At 42.9% G+C, this 21,604-nt stretch carries 21 protein-coding genes and 1 other annotated feature; of the genes, 2 read left to right on the top strand and 19 right to left on the bottom strand.

Going from position 1 to position 21,604, the window contains the following annotated elements; all coding sequences use genetic code 11:
* Positions 1 to 2: 2 nt before the first annotated feature.
* Together mecA and NSU16_RS06200 are read right to left on the bottom strand one after the other, a co-directional pair.
* Positions 3 to 659, bottom strand: a complete 657-nt coding sequence (gene mecA, locus NSU16_RS06205; RefSeq protein ID WP_010333750.1) for an adaptor protein MecA — start codon at positions 657 to 659, stop codon at positions 3 to 5.
* Positions 641 to 751, bottom strand: a complete 111-nt coding sequence (locus NSU16_RS06200) for a hypothetical protein (RefSeq protein ID WP_128568472.1) — start codon at positions 749 to 751, stop codon at positions 641 to 643. The genes mecA and NSU16_RS06200 overlap by 19 nt, the downstream gene beginning before the upstream one ends.
* Positions 752 to 937: 186 nt before the next feature.
* Here NSU16_RS06200 and NSU16_RS06195 point away from each other — a divergent pair, with 186 nt between their 5' ends.
* Positions 938 to 1,594 carry a TerC family protein gene (locus NSU16_RS06195; protein ID WP_339192308.1) on the top strand — a complete coding sequence of 219 codons (657 nt, stop codon included), beginning with the start codon at positions 938 to 940 and terminating at the stop codon, positions 1,592 to 1,594.
* A 42-nt stretch (positions 1,595 to 1,636) separates the two neighbouring features.
* Here NSU16_RS06195 and spx read toward each other — a convergent pair whose 3' ends face one another.
* The 8 genes from spx to oppA form a co-directional block, all read right to left on the bottom strand.
* Positions 1,637 to 2,032 carry a transcriptional regulator Spx gene (gene spx, locus NSU16_RS06190; RefSeq protein WP_010333748.1) on the bottom strand — a complete coding sequence of 132 codons (396 nt, stop codon included), beginning with the start codon at positions 2,030 to 2,032 and terminating at the stop codon, positions 1,637 to 1,639.
* Between the two features lie 178 nt (positions 2,033 to 2,210).
* A complete protein-coding gene (locus tag NSU16_RS06185; protein WP_010333747.1) occupies positions 2,211 to 2,789 on the bottom strand; it encodes a GNAT family N-acetyltransferase in 579 nt (192 codons plus the stop codon).
* Between the two features lie 165 nt (positions 2,790 to 2,954).
* The gene (locus tag NSU16_RS06180; RefSeq protein ID WP_339192657.1) at positions 2,955 to 4,172 is read right to left on the bottom strand and encodes an MFS transporter; all 1,218 of its coding nucleotides are present in this window, start codon (positions 4,170 to 4,172) and stop codon (positions 2,955 to 2,957) included.
* A 104-nt stretch (positions 4,173 to 4,276) separates the two neighbouring features.
* The gene (gene oppF, locus NSU16_RS06175) at positions 4,277 to 5,194 is read right to left on the bottom strand and encodes an oligopeptide ABC transporter ATP-binding protein OppF (protein WP_010333745.1); all 918 of its coding nucleotides are present in this window, start codon (positions 5,192 to 5,194) and stop codon (positions 4,277 to 4,279) included.
* 1 nt (position 5,195) lies between these two features.
* Positions 5,196 to 6,272: an oligopeptide ABC transporter ATP-binding protein OppD gene (gene oppD, locus NSU16_RS06170; protein WP_229147844.1), complete on the bottom strand. Its 1,077-nt coding sequence runs from the start codon at positions 6,270 to 6,272 to the stop codon at positions 5,196 to 5,198.
* 4 nt (positions 6,273 to 6,276) lie between these two features.
* Positions 6,277 to 7,194 (bottom strand): oligopeptide ABC transporter permease OppC, encoded by a 918-nt coding sequence (gene oppC / locus NSU16_RS06165; RefSeq protein WP_010333743.1) that lies wholly within the window; start codon positions 7,192 to 7,194, stop codon positions 6,277 to 6,279.
* Positions 7,195 to 7,197: 3 nt separating this feature from the next.
* Positions 7,198 to 8,133 carry an oligopeptide ABC transporter permease OppB gene (gene oppB / locus NSU16_RS06160; RefSeq protein WP_003239289.1) on the bottom strand — a complete coding sequence of 312 codons (936 nt, stop codon included), beginning with the start codon at positions 8,131 to 8,133 and terminating at the stop codon, positions 7,198 to 7,200.
* Between the two features lie 112 nt (positions 8,134 to 8,245).
* The gene (gene oppA, locus NSU16_RS06155; RefSeq protein ID WP_339192307.1) at positions 8,246 to 9,883 is read right to left on the bottom strand and encodes an oligopeptide ABC transporter substrate-binding protein OppA; all 1,638 of its coding nucleotides are present in this window, start codon (positions 9,881 to 9,883) and stop codon (positions 8,246 to 8,248) included.
* A gap of 470 nt (positions 9,884 to 10,353) precedes the next feature.
* Positions 10,354 to 10,565 (top strand) — a binding site (T-box leader).
* A gap of 58 nt (positions 10,566 to 10,623) precedes the next feature.
* Here oppA and trpS point away from each other — a divergent pair.
* The gene (gene trpS / locus NSU16_RS06150) at positions 10,624 to 11,616 is read left to right on the top strand and encodes a tryptophan--tRNA ligase (protein WP_010333741.1); all 993 of its coding nucleotides are present in this window, start codon (positions 10,624 to 10,626) and stop codon (positions 11,614 to 11,616) included.
* 40 nt (positions 11,617 to 11,656) lie between these two features.
* On the opposite strand, the gene NSU16_RS06145 is transcribed toward trpS, so the two are convergent.
* The 9 genes from NSU16_RS06145 to fabH form a co-directional block, all read right to left on the bottom strand.
* A complete protein-coding gene (locus NSU16_RS06145) occupies positions 11,657 to 12,409 on the bottom strand; it encodes a YjbA family protein (RefSeq protein WP_029441208.1) in 753 nt (250 codons plus the stop codon).
* A 202-nt stretch (positions 12,410 to 12,611) separates the two neighbouring features.
* Entirely contained in the window at positions 12,612 to 13,523 is a 912-nt protein-coding gene (appC, locus tag NSU16_RS06140; protein WP_268446768.1) for an oligopeptide ABC transporter permease AppC, read from the bottom strand.
* 16 nt (positions 13,524 to 13,539) lie between these two features.
* Positions 13,540 to 14,490: an ABC transporter permease gene (locus NSU16_RS06135; RefSeq protein WP_010333738.1), complete on the bottom strand. Its 951-nt coding sequence runs from the start codon at positions 14,488 to 14,490 to the stop codon at positions 13,540 to 13,542.
* Between the two features lie 74 nt (positions 14,491 to 14,564).
* Positions 14,565 to 16,196 (bottom strand): peptide-binding protein, encoded by a 1,632-nt coding sequence (locus tag NSU16_RS06130; protein ID WP_010333737.1) that lies wholly within the window; start codon positions 16,194 to 16,196, stop codon positions 14,565 to 14,567.
* Positions 16,197 to 16,285: 89 nt separating this feature from the next.
* Positions 16,286 to 17,275 carry an oligopeptide ABC transporter ATP-binding protein AppF gene (gene appF / locus NSU16_RS06125; RefSeq protein ID WP_029441207.1) on the bottom strand — a complete coding sequence of 330 codons (990 nt, stop codon included), beginning with the start codon at positions 17,273 to 17,275 and terminating at the stop codon, positions 16,286 to 16,288.
* Entirely contained in the window at positions 17,272 to 18,258 is a 987-nt protein-coding gene (gene appD, locus NSU16_RS06120) for an oligopeptide ABC transporter ATP-binding protein AppD (RefSeq protein ID WP_339192306.1), read from the bottom strand. The genes appF and appD overlap by 4 nt, the downstream gene beginning before the upstream one ends.
* Positions 18,259 to 18,447: 189 nt before the next feature.
* On the bottom strand, positions 18,448 to 19,233 hold the full coding sequence (locus NSU16_RS06115) for a DUF2268 domain-containing protein (protein WP_339192305.1): 786 nt from the start codon (positions 19,231 to 19,233) through the stop codon (positions 18,448 to 18,450).
* 79 nt (positions 19,234 to 19,312) lie between these two features.
* Complete coding sequence (gene fabF / locus NSU16_RS06110; protein ID WP_106022352.1) at positions 19,313 to 20,551, bottom strand: beta-ketoacyl-ACP synthase II; 1,239 nt, start codon at positions 20,549 to 20,551, stop codon at positions 19,313 to 19,315.
* A gap of 22 nt (positions 20,552 to 20,573) precedes the next feature.
* Positions 20,574 to 21,512, bottom strand: coding sequence for a beta-ketoacyl-ACP synthase III (gene fabH / locus NSU16_RS06105; RefSeq protein WP_010333732.1), 939 nt, complete (start codon positions 21,510 to 21,512; stop codon positions 20,574 to 20,576).
* Positions 21,513 to 21,604: the final 92 nt, after the last annotated feature.

Genomic DNA, 21,604 nt, shown 5'->3' with positions numbered 1-21,604 from the left:
TGCTATGATGCAAAGTGTTTTTTTATCGTTTCAAGAGCGTGCTCTGACACAACCAGCTTGCCGTATTCTTCAAGTCGGTGTATGCTGATTGAGGATTCAGACGCATACTCCAACAGGATGCTTAGCTGATTTTCAACCTCTTCATCAGTCAAATTGTAAAAATCCACATATAAATAATATCGGTTCTCAAACGAATATAAAGTCGTTTTACTTCCGTTAACGTTTAATTTAGATAGAGAAATTACATCTTCGAAGTCATCAAACCGCAAGACAAATTGTAGCTTTTGTTCCTTCTCTTCCTGATTGACTTCTTGCTCTTCTTTTTGGAAATCATCCAGCAAGGCGTCAAGATCCTCAGATGCTGGTTCTTGCTTTTTATCCTCAGGAATCGGCAGTTCGAGCTTTTGTCCGTCTTTGGAAAGCTGGGCTTTGGTGACGATAATTTCTAATCCTTTGTCCATTGCCTGAACTTGAATCCAAAGAGGGCCTTCAACAGCGAATTCCTCTTCCTCATGAACTTCATCCATAACTTCCCAGAACAGTTCTTCACTGCGCTCACGGTTATACCAAATTTCTTCTCTGTCAAAACCGCGATCTTCAATATCTCCATAAGACATATAAAATTTTACTGTATGCTCGTTTATTCTTTCAATTTCCATTTGCCAACCTTCCCTTCTATATAAGATGTTGAAGGGACATCTAAGCTCCCGATTAATAGTACTTTACTACACTTTACCCATTCCGTCCACATCTTAACCTTGAACCAAGGAAGTGTGAATTCCTTTGTATTTCTATTTTATGATAAATCAGTCACAAAAGAAATAAAAATGCATCTTCGCCCAAAAAATGGCTTGTCTTCCGGCACCGCTATCATAAATTGCGTCCCGCTTCATATATTAGTGGTACAAGCGATGGAACGAAAGCGAGGTGCCGATGCATGGAGCATGACTATCTGATTTCACTGCTGCTTATCGTCGGAATTGATCTGATTCTCGGCGGCGATAATGCAGTCGTGATCGCCATGGCCAGCCGAAATTTGCCGGACAAGCAAAGACAGCAAGCCATTATTCTCGGAACATTTATCGCCGTTGCGATGAGAATCGGATTAACAAGTGCAGCGGTTTATCTTTTGAATATTCCTTTCCTGCAATGTACCGGGGGAATATTCCTTCTATATTTGGGATACCAGCTATTAATTGAAAAAAAAGACGCCCAGCACGTCAAAAGCAGCACCTCTCTATGGAAAGCCATACGAACGATTGTACTCGCAGACCTGTTTATGTCATTGGACAATGTTATTGCTGTCGCAGGAGCGTCGCACGGTGAGCTTTCTCTCGTAATGATAGGTCTGTGTGTATCGGTGCCGGTTATAATTTGGGGCAGCAAACTCATCCACATCGCGCTTGAGAAAATACCGTTATTGATTTATGCGGGAAGCGGATTATTGGCTTATACAGGCGGAGAAATGATTGTCCGGGATCAAAAGCTGTCTTTTTTTATGGCTCAGCACGGCACCGTTGAAGCGCTTCTCCCCATTTTAACTGTCGTCTTTGTGATCCTTGCCAGCATTTTTTATCAGCAGGTTGAAAAATAAAAGAAGGCTGATGTCTCAGCCTTCTTTTTAACGTGCGATCTATTAGTTTGCCAAACGCTGTGCTTCTCTTAATTGGAAAGAGCGGACTTTTCTTGGCAAGAAACGTCTGATTTCGTCTTCGTTGTATCCGACCTGCAAACGTTTTTCATCGATGATGATCGGACGGCGAAGCAAACCTGGGTGCTCGTTGATCAAGAGGTACAAATCTTGCAGCGGCATTGATTCAACGTTCACATTCAATTTTTGGAATACTTTTGAACGGGTTGAGATAATCTCATCTGTTCCGTCCTCAGTCATTCTTAAGATTTGTTTTATTTCATCAATTGATAAAGGTTCAGAGAAAATGTTTCTTTCTACGTACGGAATCTCATGCTCCTCGAGCCACGCTCTCGCCTTTCTGCATGAAGTACAGCTTGGTGATGTGTATAATGTAACCATTCATCTTCACTCCTCTAATTAGTAGGATGAACATCTATTTTATTCTTAAATTGAAATTACTCTAAAAAAGGAATCTTTATAGGTATTATACTATAAAAAAGTAAGTGTGAACAGTGTCCTAAGAAAAAAATGTGTCAATCCAGCAAATTTTATTTTATTCATGTGTTTGCATTCTCAATTAGCTTAACTCATCGAAAATATTTTTTTGCTTTTCTTCATCAATTAGTGTCAGGACTTCATCCGTTTTTTCGTATGATTCCCCGTACCATTTCTCATCTTTATAAGTATGAATGTTTTCATATGTCTGTTTCATGGCTTCAAGAATCTCTTCTTCTGATTCTGTTTTCGGTGACCAGTACAGAATCTCCATCTTATTGACTTCATTCGTAGCCAATGACCGGCGCCGGTACCCAATTGACTGAGCATGCTTAAAATGCTCTCTTTGATAGAATCTCAGGCGTTTTTCTGTATCAGCATCATCTTCATCCACAGGCTCCACCTCAAGCAATATCGGCTTATTTTTCTTTTTCAGCTTGGCAATCAGTTTGCCGCCAAGCCCTTGCCCTCTTGCATCTTTTGACACATACAGATAATCAACGAAGATAAAAGATTCAAATTCCGCAAACATTAAAATATGATGCTTGCCTTCATCTTTATGATAAATATCGCTTCGCTCTTTCAAAAGAGCTTCCATATGCGCTTTTGATTTCAATTCTTCAATTGGAAAGTACTCGCTAAGCTTTTCGTACCAGTTCATTGATTTGCTCCTTATGAGTTCGTTGTCTTCATACTTTTAGATATACCCCATTTCTTCTTGTTTAAACAGCCTTACATCTATAAAGACGTACGAACTTTCCGCATGGTTTCATTTTTTTCAGCAAGTAAGGCAATTCGTCGTTCCAACGGAGATGTTTGATCATGCTCAATTCGCATGTCTCTCCCGTTTGTAATGACTCAGGCCGGGCTGCGCCAACGCAATCAAAAAAGTCATGCCATATAATACAGCCGCCGAAATAAAAGCTGTTTTTGCACCGGCAGCATCAGTCAGCAGCCCCATGATGGAATAGGTAACACCAGACCAAGGAGTCAACAGCGCGTTTTTGGCAGCCATTATCCCGATGCGCTTATGTGCCGGAATGACCTCCTGCAATACGGTTTCCTGACATATATCTCTGACTTGATAAAAAGGTCCCATCGCCGCGCAAGCCAGGGCGCATAAAAACGGCAAGGGAGAAACCGCAAAGAGGAATGTCAGCACTGCCATCACAAGTGAGCTGAATATAATCGCGCACCCCATATTTTGCTCAAAAAATGCAGAAAAATGGATGGCGATGACACTGCCGATCATAGCACCAATAAAATAAGAAGCGTTAAAGATTCCCCACCATACTTCTGTTTCATGCAGAACCGCCACTGTAAAAGCCAATAGAATAGCGGATGACCAAACTGAGCCGGCAAGAGCTTCTATCATGTCCATTGCAGTGATGTCTCTTACAATCGGGGTTGTCATCAAATCCTTCCATACACTTCTTGCAGATGCTGTTTCAGCTGTTCTTTTCGTTCTTGCATCGTTCACATGAAGCAGGCTGATGACAGCTCCGGAAAAGACAAACAGGCAAATGGCACTGCCGACAACAAACTCAAAAGGTGCAGCAAATGTCAGAAGACCTCCAAGTCCCCAGCCAGCTGTTAAAAACAATTGATTAGCGAGTGAAATCACACCGTTTGCTTTCACGTAATGCTCTTTTGAAACAATAACAGGCAGCAGCGCGAACCTTGCCGGCTGAAAAAAGGCGCCAGAAAATGAAAAACAAAAAACAAACAGCAGCGTCATGATATAGAAGGCAATTCCATCTTGGCTGACACTGTATGCGATTAGCAATGCAAAGACCGCTCTCAGCAGACTTGCACCGGCAAGCACCTTTTTAAAACCAAGCTTATGGAGTACACCCGAAATGCAAAAGCTTGCCGCAACACTTGCAAACGACATGAAGGATAAAATAAGACCCGAAAAAAAGACAGAGTCGGTCATTTGATAGACCCTTACCATTAAAACGATTGTCACCAGGACTCCAGCTAAAGATTGCAGAGATTGCGACAGAAGCAGTGCAAAGACATTTTTCTGACGAAGAATTTGAATAGTGTCCGCCTCCGTTTTTCCTCTAATTGTAAAAGATGCGACTCTTACTTTCTATCATCCTATAAAAAAATCCTTCAAAACATTTGTTTTGAAGGATTTTCAACTTATGAATAGGCTTTAAATTCCTCTTCCGTGCACATAACAAAATGACCTGGTTTTACTTCACGGAATTCCATCTTTTCTCCATCCTTTAACCGATGCACGGATACATCGTATTTTTGGCGGACACGATTTCTCTCATAATCCGGATCAGGAAGCGGAATGGCAGAAAGCAATGATTTTGTATACGGGTGTAGCGGGTTTTCGTAAAGTTCATCTGCCGGCGCAAGCTCAACCAGCTTACCGAAATACATGACTCCGATACGGTCGCTGATATATTTGACCATCGATAAATCGTGGGCAATAAACAGGTATGTGAGCCCTTTTTCTTTTTGCAGTTCTTTCATTAAATTCACAACCTGCGCTTGAATGGATACATCCAAAGCGGAAATTGGCTCATCTGCAATAATGAATTCCGGATCTACAGCAAGAGCTCTCGCAATCCCGATTCTTTGCCGCTGACCGCCGGAAAATTCATGCGGATAACGGTTGGCATGCTCCTTGTTTAAACCGACTGTTTGCAGGAGCTCATGAACCCGCTGCATACGCTCTTTCTTCGTTTTCGTCAGCTTATGAATATCAAGGCCTTCTGCAATAATGTCTGCGACTGTCATTCTCGGATTCAGCGATGCATATGGGTCCTGGAAAATCATTTGCATTTTGCGGTTGAATTCGAGCAGCTTTTTACGGGATTTTTTACCGTGAACATTTTCACCGTTAAACAGCACCTCGCCATCGGTTGCTTCGTATAGCCGAATGATACTTCGGCCTGTTGTCGATTTACCGCAGCCGGATTCACCAACCAGACCTAATGTTTCGCCCCTATAGATATCAAACGACAGGTCATCTACGGCTTTAACCGTTCCTCTCGGCGTAACAAAGTGCTGTTTTAAATGTTTGATTTCTAATAGTTTCTCAGTCAATTTATTCACCTTCTCTCACTAAGACAGGTTTTTGATACGTATTCGCCAGCGTCCGCATTTTCGCTTTAACCGCTTCAGGCGGCTCTACCTTTGGCGCATCAGGATGAAGCAGCCACGATTTCACATAATGAGTATCGGAAACCTTAAACATTGGCGGCTCCTGTTCAAAATCAATTTTCATCGCATATGGACTCCGGAGCGCAAAGGCATCTCCTTTTGGAGGATTTGTCAAATCAGGCGGTGTGCCAGGGATTGCTGTCAGCTGTTCGTCTCCTGAGCTTTCAAGTGTCGGCATGGACGCCAGCAGCCCCCAAGTATACGGATGTCTCGGATCGTAGAAAATTTCGTCTACCGTTCCGGTTTCTACAATCTGTCCCGCATACATCACGGCAACTCTGTCGGCTACGTTAGCAACAACACCGAGATCGTGAGTGATAAAGATGATGGACGTATCAATTTTCTTTTGCAATTCTTTCATCAATTCAAGAATCTGCGCTTGGATGGTCACGTCAAGAGCAGTTGTCGGCTCATCGGCAATTAACAGCTTCGGATTCGCCGCAAGTGCCATCGCAATGACGACACGCTGTCTCATCCCGCCTGAAAACTCGTGCGGAAATTGGTTGACCCGTTTTTCCGGCATTGGGATACCTACTAAATCCAGCAGCTCAACAGCACGCTTTTTCGCAGCTTCCTTTGAAATGTTTTCGTGTTTAAAAAGCACTTCCGTAATTTGCTTGCCGACTTTCATTGTCGGATTTAAAGAGGTCATCGGATCTTGGAATATCATTCCGATCTCTTTCCCCCGTACATTTTGCATCTCTTTTTCGGAAAGCGGCACTAAATCCTTGCCGTCAAATAGAATCTCACCGCGTTTAAAATAACCCGGGGGCATTGGAATCAGCTTCATGATTGCTTGAGATGTCACACTTTTTCCAGAGCCTGACTCCCCGACGATTGCCAATGTTTCGCCTTTATCCAGATGGAAATTCACTCCGCGGATCGCCTGGACCTCTCCGCCGTATGTTTTAAATGAAATCGCTAAATCTTTTACTTCTAATAGGCGTGTCACCCGTATCACTCCCTTATTTACGTAACTTAGGATCCAATGCGTCTCTTAATCCGTCGCCGACAACGTTAAAACCAAACATGGTAATGCAGATAAAACCGGCAGGGAAAAACAAACGCCACGGATAATAGGTCAATGCAGGCAATCCGTCAGAAGCCATCGTTCCCCAGCTTGCAAGAGGAGCCGGAACACCAAGTCCTAAATAGCTTAAAAAGGCTTCTGTAAAAATCGCGGTTGGAACAGTTAGTGTCATCGTGACTAAAATAGAGCCCATTGCGTTCGGCACGATATGTTTAAACAGCAGACGGGATGTTTTTGCCCCGAGTGTCTGCGACGCAAGCACGTATTCCTGATTCTTCAGCTGCAGCACTTGGCCGCGGACGATTCTGGCCATGTTAATCCAGCCCGTAATCGTCATAGCAATAATAATCGTTAACAGCCCTTTCGGAAGAACGACCATCAGCAGGATAACCATTAATAATGAAGGAACAGCCCAAAGGATATCTGCGATACGCATCATAATCTCATCTGTTCTGCCTCCGCGGAACCCTGAAATACTGCCCCAAATCACGCCAATCAGCAAGTCAAGAACAGCGGCTGCGACACCGATAAAGATTGAAATTCGGGCACCTACCCATGTACGGACGAAAATGTCCCTTCCAAGATCATCAGTCCCGAACCAGTGATCTTTTGAAGGCGGCTTATCCGCATTTAAGAGATTGGTAGTCGAATAATCATATTTTGAGAAAATAGGCGCAAAAATCGCCATTAGAATAATGAGAATAATAATAACAAGCCCGACCATCGCAAGCTTATTGCTGCGGAAACGTAGCATCGCATCTTTCCAGAGGGAAAGGCTCTTTTTACTTATTTTCTCAGCATCGCCGGCATTCGCTGCGGCTGGTTCAAACATGTTTTTTGGAATGTTCTGCATGGCCTAGGCTCCTTTCTTTGCTTTGGAAAGCTTGATTCTTGGATCAATAATGCCGTATAACACGTCTACGATTAATACACATAATAGCAGGATGACACTGAAGAACACCGTTACACCCATAATGACTGTATAATCACGGTTTGTAATACTGTTAACAAAGTGTGCACCAAGCCCCGGTATACCAAAAATGGTTTCAATGATAAAGCTTCCGGTTAAAACTTGAGCGGCCATAGGGCCCATATATGTAACGACAGGCAACAGCGCGTTTCGGATGGCATGTCGCACTGTAACTGCAGGACGCGACAGCCCTTTCGCTTTCGCTGTGCGAATATAATCACTGTTTAACACTTCGATCATGCTTGAACGGGAAAGTCTGGCAATAAACGCCATCGGCATGGAAGCAAGAGCGATGGAAGGCAGAAAGGTGTATGCCCAGGACTCCCACCCCGCGACCGGAAACAGCCCAAGCTTCATGGAGAACACATATTGCAGCACAGCCGCCATGATAAAGCTCGGAACTGAAATACCAAAGATCGTTAAAATCGCGACGGTATAATCCTGCCACTTATTATGGTAAAGGGCTGCAATGACCCCAAACAATACACCTAATGCTAAAGCGAGGAGAATAGCTTCTGCTCCAAGAGTGAATGAAACGGGGAAACCTGAACTGATCAGGTCATTGACACTCTGACCTTTATATTTAAATGACGGTCCGAAATCCCACATTGCAACTGATTTCAAATAACTTACATATTGTACAAACAGCGGCTTGTCCAAGCCATAATGCGCATTTAAGTTTGCTTCAATTTCAGGCGGAAGCTTTTTCTCACCTGAAAATGGCCCGCCCGGTGCTGCTTGCATTAAGAAGAATGTCACGGTTACAATCACAAATAATGTGATGATCATATAGACTAAACGTCTTCCGATATATTTTAGCAAGGGGGAACACCTCCATGGTTTTTACTTTTTTTATACTCCATCAGTAAGAAAGAAAGGTATATGGGGCTTTTTTCCCCATATACCTTGAGGTCTTTTATTTTCAGATAAAGCCTTATTTAAAATATGCGTTTCTGAAATAAACCTCACCAGTACCTGGCATGATAACACCTTTTAGGTTTTCATCCTGTACCCATGTATCAGTGTAGAAATAGATTGGGGCAACCGGCATTTCATCAATGAAAATATTCTCTGCTTTTTTCAGCAGCTCTGCACGTTTTGTTTTATCTGTTTCAGTTTGTGACTGGTTCAGAAGCTTTTTGAATTCTGGATTTTCCCAGCCGGTATCGTTATTTCCTCCGTCTTTGTCACGGAACAGCTCAAGGAAGTTAATCGGATCGTTGAAGTCGCCAAGCCAGCCCATACGGCCGACTTGATAATCTTGGCTGTGAAGCTTATCAATATATACATTCCATTCTGAGTTATCAAGCTCAATATTAACGCCTAAATTTTTCTTCCACATTTCTTGCACTGCTTGAGCGATTTTTGCATGTGCATCATCAGTGTTATAAGATAATTTGATTTTCGGCAGGTCAGATGCCTTGCTTAAGCCCATTTCTTTCAGGCCTTTTTCAAGGTATTCTTTTGCCGTTTTGACATCGTTGTCTTTGAAGTAGCCTTCTTTGTTATCTTCAAATCCTTTCATTGTCGGCGGAACTGCGGCCATAGCCGGGATTTGCTCACCTTGTGTAACGTTTTTAACAATCGATTGGCGGTCAATTGCATATGTTAAAGCTTTACGGATATTTATGTTGTCTAACGGCTTCGCTTCAGTGTTAAATTTGTACCAATACACACCTGCAATCGGCTCAACATGTAAAGAACCGTCTTTTTTCAAGCTAGGCAGAGATTCAGTCGGAAGCTGTCCGAGCGGCATACCGGCCCAATCAAGTTCACCAGCTTGGAATTTTTTCAGTTCAGTATTGTTGTTGTTGATCATAACCATATTGATTTTCTTCAGTTTGACTTTGTCTTTATCCCAGTATTGATCATTCTTTTCAAGATCGATAGATCCGCTGTGTTTCCATGCCGTCATCTTAAATGGTCCGTTTGACACGTAATCATCTCCGGCATCTGTGTTCCACTTTTTGTTTTTCTCTGCAATCTTTTTGTTAATCGGCATATAAGTATAAAATGCTGTTAATTCAGTGAAGTATGGAGTCGGGTTGTTTAGTTCAACCTTTAATGTTTTATCGTTTTCAGCTTTCACTGCCACATCATCAAGGCTGCCTTTACCGGTATTTGCCGCCTCAGCACCTTTTATGTAGTAGAGCTGGTAAGCGTATTGTGATTCGTTATTAGGATCAAGCGCCCATTTCCATGCATATTCAAAATCTTGCGCTGTGACAGGGTCGCCATTTGACCACTTTGCACCATCACGAATCGTAAACGTATAGGTTTTTCCATCTTTGCTTGTTTCAATTTTAGAGGCTGCGCCTTCTTCAGGCTCACCATCTGCATTAATACGTGTCAATCCTTCAAAAGTCTGACGGATAACACCGCCTGATACCGAGTCATTTGCCAATCCCGGATGTAAGGAGAACGGCTCAGTTTTAATATTAATGTTAAGAGTTGTCTTCCCTTTGCTGTCTTTTTTCCCATCACCGTTTGAACCGCTGCCGCCAAAGCCGCATGCGCTCATTACGAGAGTGAAAATGAGCATTAACGTGACAATCGACCAACGTTTTTTCATATCCACAAACCCCCTAATAATCATTTTTCAGCTCCTTACGGCTAAATCCTCAGAAATATCAGACAAATGAACCTGAATTTGCATAACTTTTATTCTGTTCCGTCTTTTCTGATTATTTTTGTAAAAAAGCTGTAACAATAGAGTGAACAAGTTCATTATAATGAAACAAATTCTTTATTGCAATATTATTTTATCAATTTAAAATTTTTAAACTTCGTTAGTTTTTCTGCCAATAACGCGATATCCTTCTACCGTTTAAAGCATAAATTGATTAAAAACTATTGTAGGAGTTTCCAATCCATATTGCTTTATACATATAATATCTAGCTGTTTAACCGCTGAGAGCAGTTATCATTTGGGCGATTTACGGCTGTTCTATTATTTATATCATTACAATTTTCATGCAAAAAGAATGTTTTTTCAGGATGACAATTGGTTATAATTGATTTATAATGAAGCAATCAAAAGAAAAGCTTGCTATGAAAAAGAGTAGTACACATTTCACCCGTTTGAAGAGAGTCTGCGGTGCTGGGAGCAGATAACGGGCAATGTGGAATGGACTTTGGAGCAGCTGACCGAACCAAAAAGTAGGCTCAGCCGGAGCAGTCTCCGTTACAAACGCCAGAGTGATTCCATTTTAATGGAATAATCAGGGTGGTACCACGGTTCATTCGTCCCTTTTTTACAGGGGAAGAATGAGCCTTTTTTATTATGTTTTAAGAAATGAGGTTGATTTTCCAATGAAACAGACGATTTTTTCAGGCATCCAGCCGAGCGGTTCCGTTACACTCGGCAACTACATCGGTGCAATGAAGCAGTTTGTCGAACTGCAGCATGATTATAACAGCTATTTTTGCATCGTAGACCAGCATGCAATCACAGTTCCTCAGGATCGGCTTCAGCTGAGAAAAAATATCCGCAGTTTGGCGGCGCTTTATCTAGCTGTCGGTCTCGACCCTGAAAAGGCAACGCTGTTTATTCAATCAGAGGTTCCCGCACATGCACAGGCCGGTTGGATGATGCAGTGCGTCGCTTATATCGGCGAGCTTGAGCGAATGACTCAATTTAAGGACAAGTCAAATGGAAAAGAAGCAGTTGTCTCGGGCCTGTTAACATACCCGCCGCTGATGGCTGCAGATATTCTGCTGTACGGAACAGATCTTGTGCCTGTCGGCGAGGATCAAAAGCAGCATCTTGAGCTGACACGAAACCTTGCAGAGCGATTTAACAAAAAATATAACGACATCTTTACAATTCCGGAAGTCAAGATTCCAAAAGTAGGCGCTCGGATCATGTCTCTGACTGACCCGCTGAAGAAAATGAGTAAATCTGATCCGAACCAGAAATCTTTTATAACATTGCTGGATGAACCAAAGCAGCTTGAAAAGAAAATCAAAAGCGCTGTGACAGATTCTGAAGGTATTGTAAAATTTGACAAAGAAAACAAACCTGGCGTTTCCAATCTACTTACGATTTATTCAATTCTCGGCAATACGACGATTGAAGAGCTTGAAGCGAAATACGAAGGAAAAGGCTATGGCGAGTTCAAAGGTGATTTGGCAGAAGTGGTAGTCGGTGCATTGAAGCCAATTCAAGACCGTTATCATGAACTGATTGAATCCGAAGAATTAGACCGGATTCTTGATGAAGGCGCTGAGCGGGCGAACCGGACAGCGAACAAAATGCTCAAAAAAATGGAAAACGCCATGGGTCTTGGCCGAAAAAGACGCTAATCAAAAAACCGCTCTTGCGATTTGCAAAGAGCGGCTTTTTTTAGTTTACCTTTGATTCATTTTCCATTTCCCAAAGCTTCTCGAAAAAAGGCTGTCCTTTGATCAGGTTTTCGCAAAAAGCCAAATGCTTATCCGACCAGCCTTCAATCGTTTCGTTATACAGCATGTCCCAAATCTCTTCAAAGCTCATCCGTTTGATTTGTTCATACATATGCGGGTTCCACTCTGTGTACCAGTAGCCGATCTCCGCACGGTTTTTCAGCCCTTTTAATTGATCCAGCGCCATAAACATAAGCTGCTTAATTTGCCGCTCTTTTCTCGTTAATCCTCTGACGTGCTCTGGTGCCAATGATAAGATATGATATTCTTTTGAGGACTCCAGCTTCTTCGGCTCAAATTCATACGTTTCCGGCTCTACATCTTTCACCATTTCATACACGAGCTGCTCCTGCCGCGGGATAAGGCGGCTTTTTCTGACAGGGATCGTGTAGCCGATTGTATCAACAGCCAAAATGCCGATTCCGTCTGTCACAACAAAACAATACTCCAGCTTTGTACGTTCATGATTTTTGCGAATGTACGATTTTTGATGAACCTCTTCAAGCAAATCTTTCGGAAGCTCTGACAAATCATTTTCTATGTAATGAAACAGTACTGACGGCACCCTTAAGAGAGGCACCTGGTCCAAAAGCTCAACCGTATCTTCCTTGCGCCATTCATGAAAGTGGCATACATTGTAGCCATTTTCTTCCCCTTCAAACCAATTGACCCACACATCATGAAGAAATAACATCTCTAACCCCTCACTTTATAAAAACTGTTGTCCACAGTATAGGCAAGGTGCAGAGAAATTATTCCATAGAGATTGAGGAAATCTGGAATAACTGGGTTTCTTTTATGAACACAAGAAGCAGACTTCCTCGTATATTTTCTGACAAAGGAAATCTGCTTACTTCAGGAATTTGTTACATTTTCTAACGAACAAGATTTTCATTTTATTTAATATTTTTAGGATCAAGAGCATCCCGCAAACCGTCTCCGACAAAGTTGAAGCACAGCACAGTAATTAAAATAAATAGCCCGGGAAATAATGGGTACCACCATGCTTGAATCATCACCGTGAAATTTTGTGCGTCTTGAAGCATATTTCCCCAGCTTGCGATTGGCGGCTGAATCCCGAAGCCTAAGTAGCTCAGCGCGGACTCAGCGAGAATGACTGAGCCTACCTTTAATGTTGCTGACACAATAATCGGTCCTAACGCATTGGGGAGAATATGTGAAAAGATAATTTTGTGCGTCTTCGTTCCGATTGTTTTAGCAGCCAGAACGTATTCCCTTGAACGAAGCGATAGAAACTCTCCTCTTACCAATCGTGCCGTTGTTGTCCAGCCGGTGAGACAGAAAATTAAAATTAGTTTGTCCACGCCAGGCTTGAAAATGGTAACCAGCGTGATCAGCAAGAAAATATCCGGAATGGATAATACAATGTCGACTAAACGCATAATGACAGCGTCGACTAATCCTCTGAAATAACCTGCTAACGCCCCTAATACAGTTCCAATTAAAATAGAACCGACTACAGAAGCAAAACCGACCAATAAAGAGACGCGCGCTCCATACAAAATCCGGCTGAAAATATCGCGGCCGAATTTATCCGTTCCCATTAAATGTTCAAGGCCCGGCGCTTTATACTTGTCAAGCAGGCTTTGCTGCTCTTGGGGGTAAGGTGCAATCAAAGGAGCGAAAACAGCCGACATAACAATGATAAATAGAATGACGGCACCTAGAATGGCCAGCTTGTTTTTCGAGAATTTCTCCCAGAAGATCTTGGTCATCGTCTCTGGTTTTTTCGAAATGTTTTCTTTTAGTCTGATCTCCGGCGAGGGAGTTGTTTGCAGCTCTGACATCTCTGTTTCCCTCCTCTTAATATTCGATCCGCGGATCAACAATCGCGTAAAGGATGTCTGCAATGAGGTTTCCGATCACGACAAGCACTGCCGAAATTACGGTCATTGCCATAATAACCGGATAATCACGCTGGAATGCTGAATCGACAAACAGTTTTCCCAGCCCCGGCCAAGTGAAAATCTGCTCTACAACAACCGCTCCGCCGATAAATGAGGGAATCATTAAACCGAAGATCGTAATAACAGGCAATAGCGCATTCCGCAAGCCATGCTTAAATAGCACGCGATTTTCTTTAAAGCCTTTTGATCTGGCTGTTCGGATATAGTCTTGATTTAACACATCAAGCATGTTTGACCTTGTATATCTCGTTAAGCCAGCCATATCTGCCGTAGCTAACACAAATGCGGGTAATAACAAATGATGAATCCGGTCTAATAAGCTAAAATCTGTGTTAAGAGTAGCGACTCCCCCAGTTGGGAACCAGCCGAGGTTCACAGCAAACACCATAATTAAAATCAGACCGAACCAAAAGTTCGGAATGGCTAAACCGATAAATGAAGTAAATGTAATGCCATAATCCAGTTTTGAATAAGGTTTTTTTGCAGAAATCACACCAAATGGGATTGAAATGATCAGCGCCAAAATCGTCGACACCAGCATAAGGAGGAGTGTGTTAGGCAGCCTTGCTATAATCAGCTCTGAAACAGGCGTTCCTTTTCTGATAATGGACGTCCCGAAATCCCCTTGAACCATATTGCCGAGCCATTTTAAATATTGAACGTATTCCGGGTCATTCAGGCCATATTTTTCAATAAACTGCGCTCTGTCTGCCTGGCTGATGGTAGGGTCCATCATAAGCGTCATCGGATCTCCGGGAGCCGCTTTCATAATGACAAAAGACAAAATTGTAATTCCTAATAAGATAGGAATTGAAGCTAATGTTCTTCGAATGATATATGTAACCATATTCTTGTCCCCTTTGTGGTTCTTTTTCAATATAGAAGGGGAAGGAAATTCGCTCCCTCCCCTTCAAGGGAAAATTATTGGGCAAGCCACCATTTTTCAATCTGATATAGTTCACGTTTCGGATGATACACATAACCCTCTAAGTTAGCTGGCATCGCCATATGGTTGTTCGGATAATAAAGGAAGGTGTACGGCTGATCTTCAGCAAGCTTTTGGTAAATCTTCTCATAGGCTTTAGAGTATTCCTCACGGTCACTGATCGATTTTGCAGCTTTCAGAAGTTTATCGACCTCTGGATTTTTATACCACATGTTATTTAAGCCTTTTTCAGACTGGCTTGAATGGAAAATATCGTAATGATCCGGGAATGTGGACAGGCTCCAGCCTAATACCATTGCGTCATAGTCCCAATTAGGGGCGCTGGTTTGCTCAACAAGCGCACTCCATTCCACGATTTGCGGCGTTACTTTAATACCGACTTTCTTCAGCTGCTCTTGAACAACAACTGCAATATCTTCACGCACCTTATTTCCTTGGTTCGTTTTCAGGGTAAACTCGAATTTTTTGCCGTCTTTATCTAAGATGCCGTCACCGTCAGTATCTTCCCAGCCGGCTTCTTTCAGCATCTTCTTCGCTTTTTTCACATTGTATTTAAATTTAGGCACTTCTACGCCTTTCGGATAGTTCCAGGAAGCCGGACTTTCCGGGATATAAGCGACCTCTCCGTCGCCATCCAATACAGTTTCAACCATCGTTTCACGGTCTAACGCAGTGGTAAGCGCCTGGCGCACTTTTTTGTCTTTAAAGAGCTCGTTTTTCTCATTCCAGCCGATATATGAATAGCTCAGCGCCAAGTCTGTTACAACCTTGACATTATTAAACGATTCAGCTGTCTTATAATCAGTTGACGGAACGTTAAAGAAATCAATATCCCCCGCTTGAAGCTGGGCAACCGCAGCATTGGCATCAGGAATGATTTTATACGTGACACTGTCTAAATACGGACGCCCGTCATAGTAATCATCATTGGCAACGAGCTTCACGTATTGTCCATCTTTCCATTCTTTAAATTTGAAAGGCCCTGAGCCGATCGGATTTTTTCTGTTAAATTCATTATCTTCAAGCTGCGCAACAGGTACGTCTTTTAAAATATGCTCAGGAAGAATGCCGTAGCTGTCCAACGTATTGTTATAGAAGTTAGGGTCTTTGTATTTCAGGGTAAATAAAACCTCGTAATCTCCCTTTTTCTCTACTGACTTCAGCATCTCAAAGTTAGAGCCGCGCTCACCTTTGTAATCCTTGTTCAGCGGGATGTTAAACGTAAATACTACATCGTCGGCAGTAAGTTCTTCTCCGTCATGGAACTTCACGCCTTTTTTGATTTTTACATCATATTTCAGTCCGCCATCCAGCTCTTTGACACTTTCAGCCAATGACATTTTGACATTTAATTTTTCATCTGTTTTTGTTAAAAAGCTATAAATCATTTGTTCAATATCCGTACTCGATTCATCAGTTGAATATAATGAGTTGAAAAGTGTCGGAGCACCGATTGAACCCACAACCAAATCCCCGCCTTGCTGCGGTTTTCCGTTTGATTTTTTCTCACTGCTGCTGCTCGATTTTGATCCCGAGCAGGCCGATAAAAAGATGGCCATCACCATCAATACACTTAGCATCATCAGTGCGGTTTTACGTCTTTTCATTCCATATTCCCCCTCTTGAAATGGTCGTTCTTCTTAGCTGCTGTTTATGTAGTATGCATACCCCCTCTCAAAGCTGTGCGGGCGACAAGTTAGCTATAAAGGTGACAAGCCACAAAATGGCTGGGAGCAGCTTCTTTGAATTCTGGTATTTGTTCCTTGCATATTGGTTTTGCAACGGGACATCTCGTATGGAAAACACAGCCTTTTGGCGGATTGGCCGGGCTGGGCAGTTCTCCTTTCAGGACGATGCGTTCGCGTTTGACAGATCCTTTTTTTCTTGTAACCGGGACAGATGATAAAAGCGCTTGGGTGTATGGGTGGAGCGGATTGTCATATAACTCGTGCTTGTCGGTCAGTTCCATCATTTTGCCAAGGTACATTACCCCGACTCTGTCGCTGATATGGCGGACGACACTTAAATCGTGAGAGATAAATAGATACGTCAGATTAAATTCTTCCTGCAATTCTTCCATTAAGTTGATGACCTGGGCCTGAATCGATACATCAAGTGCAGAAACCGGTTCGTCTGCAATGATAAGCTCCGGATTCAGCGTGAGGGCTCTCGCAATGCCGATCCGCTGACGCTGTCCGCCGGAAAATTCATGAGGATAGCGGGAGGCAAACGACGGATGAAGACCTACTCTCGCAAGCAGCTCTTCGACTTTCTCATTTCGTTCTCGCATCGTGTACATATGGTGCGTGTTAAAAGGCTCCTTAATAATAGAACGCAGCGTTTTTCTTGGATTCAGCGAAGCGAATGGATCTTGAAAGACCATCTGGATATTTTTGCGGACGTTTTTTCGTAAATTCTCCTCTGACAGATTGGAAATATCCTGCCCCTTAAAGAAAATTTGGCCTTCAGTCGGTTTGTACAGCCTGATCATCGTCCGGCCGGCAGTCGATTTTCCGCAGCCCGATTCTCCAACGATTCCAAGTGTTTCTCCTTTTTTTAAGGAAAACGAAACACCGTCCACCGCTTTTACATCACCAACTTTTCTTTGAAAAAAGCCTGAGCGGATCGGGAAATATTTTTTCACGTCCCGAAGTTCTAAAATTGTTTCCTGATTAGCTGCTGTCATGATTGTTCGGCACCTTCTTCCTCATATAAAAAGCATCTCACTGACCTTCCGCTTTTGTGTGTCAAAAGCGAAGGCTGATGGGTCCAGCATTTATCCATGGCTTTTGGGCACCTTGGAGCAAAACGGCACCCCGGCGGCAAATTATCTGGAGTCGGCACGCTGCCTTTAATCGCATTTAATTTATCAATCTCTCCATCTATGACGGGAATCGACATAAGCAGTCCTTCTGTATAAGGATGAAGGGGCTCTAAAAATAACTCATCGACTGAAGCATTTTCTACGACTTGTCCGCAGTACATGACAATCACTCTGTCGGCTGCTTCCGATACGACACCTAAGTCATGTGTAATCAGCAAAATTGACGTATCAAACTTCTGGCAGAGATCCTTCATTAGCTCCAGCACTTGGGCTTGTATCGTCACGTCTAACGCCGTTGTCGGTTCATCGGCAATCAGCAGTTTTGGATTACAGCTGAGCGCGATGGCGATCATTACCCTCTGTCTCATTCCGCCAGATAGACGGTGCGGATATTCCATCATAATTTGCTCCGCTCTTGAGAACCCAACCATCTTCAAGAGTTCGACGGCTCTTTGATACGCTTCTTTTTTCTTCATGTTTTTATGGTAAATCAGCACTTCGGTAATTTGTTCTCCGATCGTTAATACCGGATTAAGGGAGGTCATTGGTTCTTGAAAGATCATGGATACTTCGTTTCCGCGGATTTTGCAATAGTCATTTTCAGTGAATGAGGTGAGGTCCTTGTCTTCGAGTTTAATCGTACCGTCCATGATTTTTCCGCCTGAGCTCTGGACAAGACCCATAATAGACAATGAAGTAATACTTTTGCCGGAGCCGGATTCGCCTACAAGCGCGACGGTTTCGCCTTTTTTGATGTAGAAATCGACTCCGTCCACCGCAGGGATCGGCTCCTTTTTTCTAAAAAAATAAGTCTTTAAATTATTCACTTCTAAAAGTGTGCTCATGCTAGCTCCCCTTTCCCCTCTTGTCGTCAAACGTTTTCAAGAGAAAGTAATCCCTTTATTCAGAAATAATAAATAATATTGAATTATCGAAAAATTTTATAGTTGTATATTATTACAATCATTTTGCAAAATCAAGAATTTTTTAGGATAAATGTAATATTATTAACGAAATTCCATTATTTTATTCTATTAAAGCGTTGCTTTCAAAAAGGTTTCAGGAGAGATGGACAGCCCGTCTGCTGTATTGGCTTTGTTCTCTGTTAAATATTTTTTTACAATATTGAATCCGACTGCATATCCAAGCATTTTCGGATGGTATCCTTTGCCGTATAAAAGCTGATCGAACAATCGATGTTCCCGTTTGATGTTCAAATAGGGCGCAATCTTTTTTTCGTAAAAAACTTCAAGCTGCAGAGGGGTATACCAGTTGGTCCAGTCAGCCGTTTGGCTCTGGCCTAACCTCTCATAAACAGCATATTCTGCCAACCCCTCCATGATGATTGTATCAAGTAATGTGACGTCTTTTTCCTCTTTAGTCATATGATCTAACCGGCAAACATGATGATATTCATGTGTCATAAGGGCTGACACCGAGGATAATTCGATATCTGACGAGAAAAAGAGAAACATTTTATCAGGAAAGGCGAGCCCTGATTTTGATCCGAATTCTAAACGGATTCTTCTGTTTCGTTCATCAACCGGAAGTGCTACGATTGGCACGTCAGGTCCTTGCCACTTCTTTTTGAGATACTGCTCCTCTTTTTGTATATGCTGGAAAAGTCCTTTTTCTTTCAGAATGGAAGACGTGCTTATTCCCTCTTCTATGTTTTTAAACATTCCGTGATGCTGCAAATGTCTCAAGATGCGTTTCCAGTCTTCTTTCTCCGATCCTGAAAAGTGCGGGACAATGTAATGCGCCAGATCATCTATTGAAGCGGCTTTTTCAAACCATTTGTATGTTTGTTCCACGCTCATGCTATCGCCTCCTCTTTTTTATCCTATGCGCACGAAAAAAACCGGCTACCCTTTTAGGGCAGCCGGTTTGGCGTCATGATTACTGATATTTTTTGAAGATGAGCGTTGCATTATGTCCGCCGAATCCCAGTGAGTTGCTGAGAACATAGCTGAGATCCTGTCTGCGTGCTTCACCAGGCACATAATCTAAATCGCATTCTTCGTCAGGCGTTTCAATATTGATTGTTGGCGGGATCATGCCTTCTTTAATGGCAAGGATAGAGAAAATGGCTTCAATACCGCCCGCCGCGCCTAGAAGGTGGCCCGTCATAGATTTTGTAGAGCTTACCGCAAGTTTGTAGGCATGCTCGCCAAAAACAGTCTTAATCGCCATTGTTTCGTATTTGTCATTGTAATATGTGCTTGTGCCGTGAGCATTGATATAGTCAATCTCTTCAGGCGCAATGCCCGCATCTTTAATGGCTTCTTGCATCGCTCTCGCTCCGCCTTCGCCGTCTTGGGCAGGCGCTGTGATATGATAAGCGTCTCCCGTCGAGCCGTAACCGACGATTTCTCCGTAAATTTTAGCGCCGCGTGCAAGTGCGTGCTCAAGTTCCTCAAGAACGATAATTCCCGCACCTTCACCCATGACGAATCCATCACGGTTTTTATCAAACGGACGGCTTGCTGTTTTCGGATCCGGATTTGTAGAAAGCGCTTTGTTGGCACTGAAGCCAGCGAATGACATTCTAGTCAGCGGCGCTTCTGTTCCGCCTGTGATCATAGCGTCTGCATCGCCGCGCTGAATGACTTTAAACGCGTCACCGATAGAGTTTGTTCCTGTTGCACATGCAGTTACCGTACAAGAGTTAACTCCCTTTGCTCCTAAAGCAATAGAAATTTGGCCTGTCGCCATATCAGGAATCATCATCGGCACAAAAAACGGGCTTACCCGTCTTGGGCCTTTTGTTAAGAAGATTTCAAATTGAGACTCAAGCGTTTCAAGTCCTCCGATTCCGGAACCAACCCAAACACCGACTCTCGGCGCGATTTCATCAGTAATTTTAAGACCTGCGTCTTCAACTGCCATTTTCGCAGCGACAACCGCATATTGAGTGAAACGGTCCATTTTTCTTGCTTCTTTTTTGTCCATGTAATCTTCAACATTAAAGTCTTTTAATTCAGCGGCTACTTTAGCCGGATATTCTTCAGCATCAACACGAGTGATCGGACCAATTCCGGACACACCGTTGATTGCGTTATTCCAACTTGTATCAACGTCGTTGCCAAGCGGAGACAATGCTCCGAGTCCTGTAACAACTACTCTTTTTTTACTCATCTTGTGTGCACCTCACCTTTTTTTATCGGCCCCAGCGGATTGCAATGGCGCCCCAAGTTAATCCTCCGCCGAATCCTACCATGACGATCACATCGCCATCTTTGATTTTACCGGCTTCCAATTCTTCTACGAGAGAAATAGGAATGGATGCGGCAGAAGTGTTTCCATATTTATGAACAGTTTTAGACATCTTTTCGACAGGAAGCTCTAAACGCTCACGTGCAGCTTCCATGATGCGGATGTTCGCCTGATGCGGAATCAAAAAGTCGACGTCCTCTTTTGAGAGCCCTGCTTTTTCAATGACATTTACGCATGATTCACCCATTTGGCGGACCGCAAATTTGAAAACTTCACGTCCATTCATGATTGTATGTCCTTTTTCATTCAGATACAAGTGCTGACCGCCTGTGCCGTCTGCTCCTAGTTCAAATGAAAGAATTCCTCTGTCATCACTGACTGGCCCGACTACCGCAGCGCCCGCTCCGTCACCAAACAGAACGGCTGTGTTGCGGTCTTCCCAGTCTGTAATGCTTGAGAGCTTTTCTACACCGACAACAAGGACATGCTTATAGGTTCCGGATTCAATAAATTGTTTACCTGTTACAACCCCGTACATAAAGCCTGCACAAGCCGCGCTGATATCCATGGCACATGCTTTCTTTGCGCCGAGCTGCTCTTGAATCATACAAGAAACTGTAGGAAATGACTGATCTGGTGTGACAGTCGCAACGAGAATCATATCGAGATCCTCAGCGGACACTTCAGCTTGTTCCAGCGCTTTTTTCGCTGCTGCAACAGCCATATGTGATGAATATACGTCATCTGCGGCAATTCTTCTTTCTTCTATTCCTGTTCTTGTACGAATCCACTCGTCAGAAGTTTCAACCATTTTTTCTAAATCATGATTTGTTAAAACCTTCTCAGGGATATAACGTCCAACTCCAAGTATTCCAGCTTTCATAAGGGAAGACTCCTTTATATAGTTAATTTAGAAGATCAATCAGGTTATGATCAATTATTAGTATCAGGTACTAATTCTATCCTATTTTTTTT

Source organism: Bacillus sp. FSL K6-1003, assembly GCF_037964945.1.
Classification (GTDB): Bacteria; Bacillota; Bacilli; order Bacillales; family Bacillaceae; genus Bacillus; species Bacillus mojavensis.
The sequence above is the reverse complement of the archived record's forward strand: the minus strand, read 5'-3'. Positions and strand labels throughout refer to the sequence as shown.

What these genes read in the sequence shown, in the direction of transcription:
- mecA (WP_010333750.1), bottom strand. Translation starts at nt 659, where the DNA reads ATGGAAATTGAAAGAATAAACGAGCATACAGTAAAATTTTATATGTCT.
- NSU16_RS06200 (WP_128568472.1), bottom strand. Translation starts at nt 751, where the DNA reads ATGTGGACGGAATGGGTAAAGTGTAGTAAAGTACTATTAATCGGGAGC.
- NSU16_RS06195 (WP_339192308.1), top strand. Translation starts at nt 938, where the DNA reads ATGGAGCATGACTATCTGATTTCACTGCTGCTTATCGTCGGAATTGAT.
- spx (WP_010333748.1), bottom strand. Translation starts at nt 2,032, where the DNA reads ATGGTTACATTATACACATCACCAAGCTGTACTTCATGCAGAAAGGCG.
- NSU16_RS06185 (WP_010333747.1), bottom strand. Translation starts at nt 2,789, where the DNA reads ATGAACTGGTACGAAAAGCTTAGCGAGTACTTTCCAATTGAAGAATTG.
- oppC (WP_010333743.1), bottom strand. Translation starts at nt 7,194, where the DNA reads ATGCAGAACATTCCAAAAAACATGTTTGAACCAGCCGCAGCGAATGCC.
- oppA (WP_339192307.1), bottom strand. Translation starts at nt 9,883, where the DNA reads ATGAAAAAACGTTGGTCGATTGTCACGTTAATGCTCATTTTCACTCTC.
- trpS (WP_010333741.1), top strand. Translation starts at nt 10,624, where the DNA reads ATGAAACAGACGATTTTTTCAGGCATCCAGCCGAGCGGTTCCGTTACA.
- NSU16_RS06145 (WP_029441208.1), bottom strand. Translation starts at nt 12,409, where the DNA reads ATGTTATTTCTTCATGATGTGTGGGTCAATTGGTTTGAAGGGGAAGAA.
- appC (WP_268446768.1), bottom strand. Translation starts at nt 13,523, where the DNA reads ATGTCAGAGCTGCAAACAACTCCCTCGCCGGAGATCAGACTAAAAGAA.
- NSU16_RS06135 (WP_010333738.1), bottom strand. Translation starts at nt 14,490, where the DNA reads ATGGTTACATATATCATTCGAAGAACATTAGCTTCAATTCCTATCTTA.
- NSU16_RS06130 (WP_010333737.1), bottom strand. Translation starts at nt 16,196, where the DNA reads ATGAAAAGACGTAAAACCGCACTGATGATGCTAAGTGTATTGATGGTG.
- appF (WP_029441207.1), bottom strand. Translation starts at nt 17,275, where the DNA reads ATGACAGCAGCTAATCAGGAAACAATTTTAGAACTTCGGGACGTGAAA.
- appD (WP_339192306.1), bottom strand. Translation starts at nt 18,258, where the DNA reads ATGAGCACACTTTTAGAAGTGAATAATTTAAAGACTTATTTTTTTAGA.
- NSU16_RS06115 (WP_339192305.1), bottom strand. Translation starts at nt 19,233, where the DNA reads ATGAGCGTGGAACAAACATACAAATGGTTTGAAAAAGCCGCTTCAATA.
- fabF (WP_106022352.1), bottom strand. Translation starts at nt 20,551, where the DNA reads ATGAGTAAAAAAAGAGTAGTTGTTACAGGACTCGGAGCATTGTCTCCG.
- fabH (WP_010333732.1), bottom strand. Translation starts at nt 21,512, where the DNA reads ATGAAAGCTGGAATACTTGGAGTTGGACGTTATATCCCTGAGAAGGTT.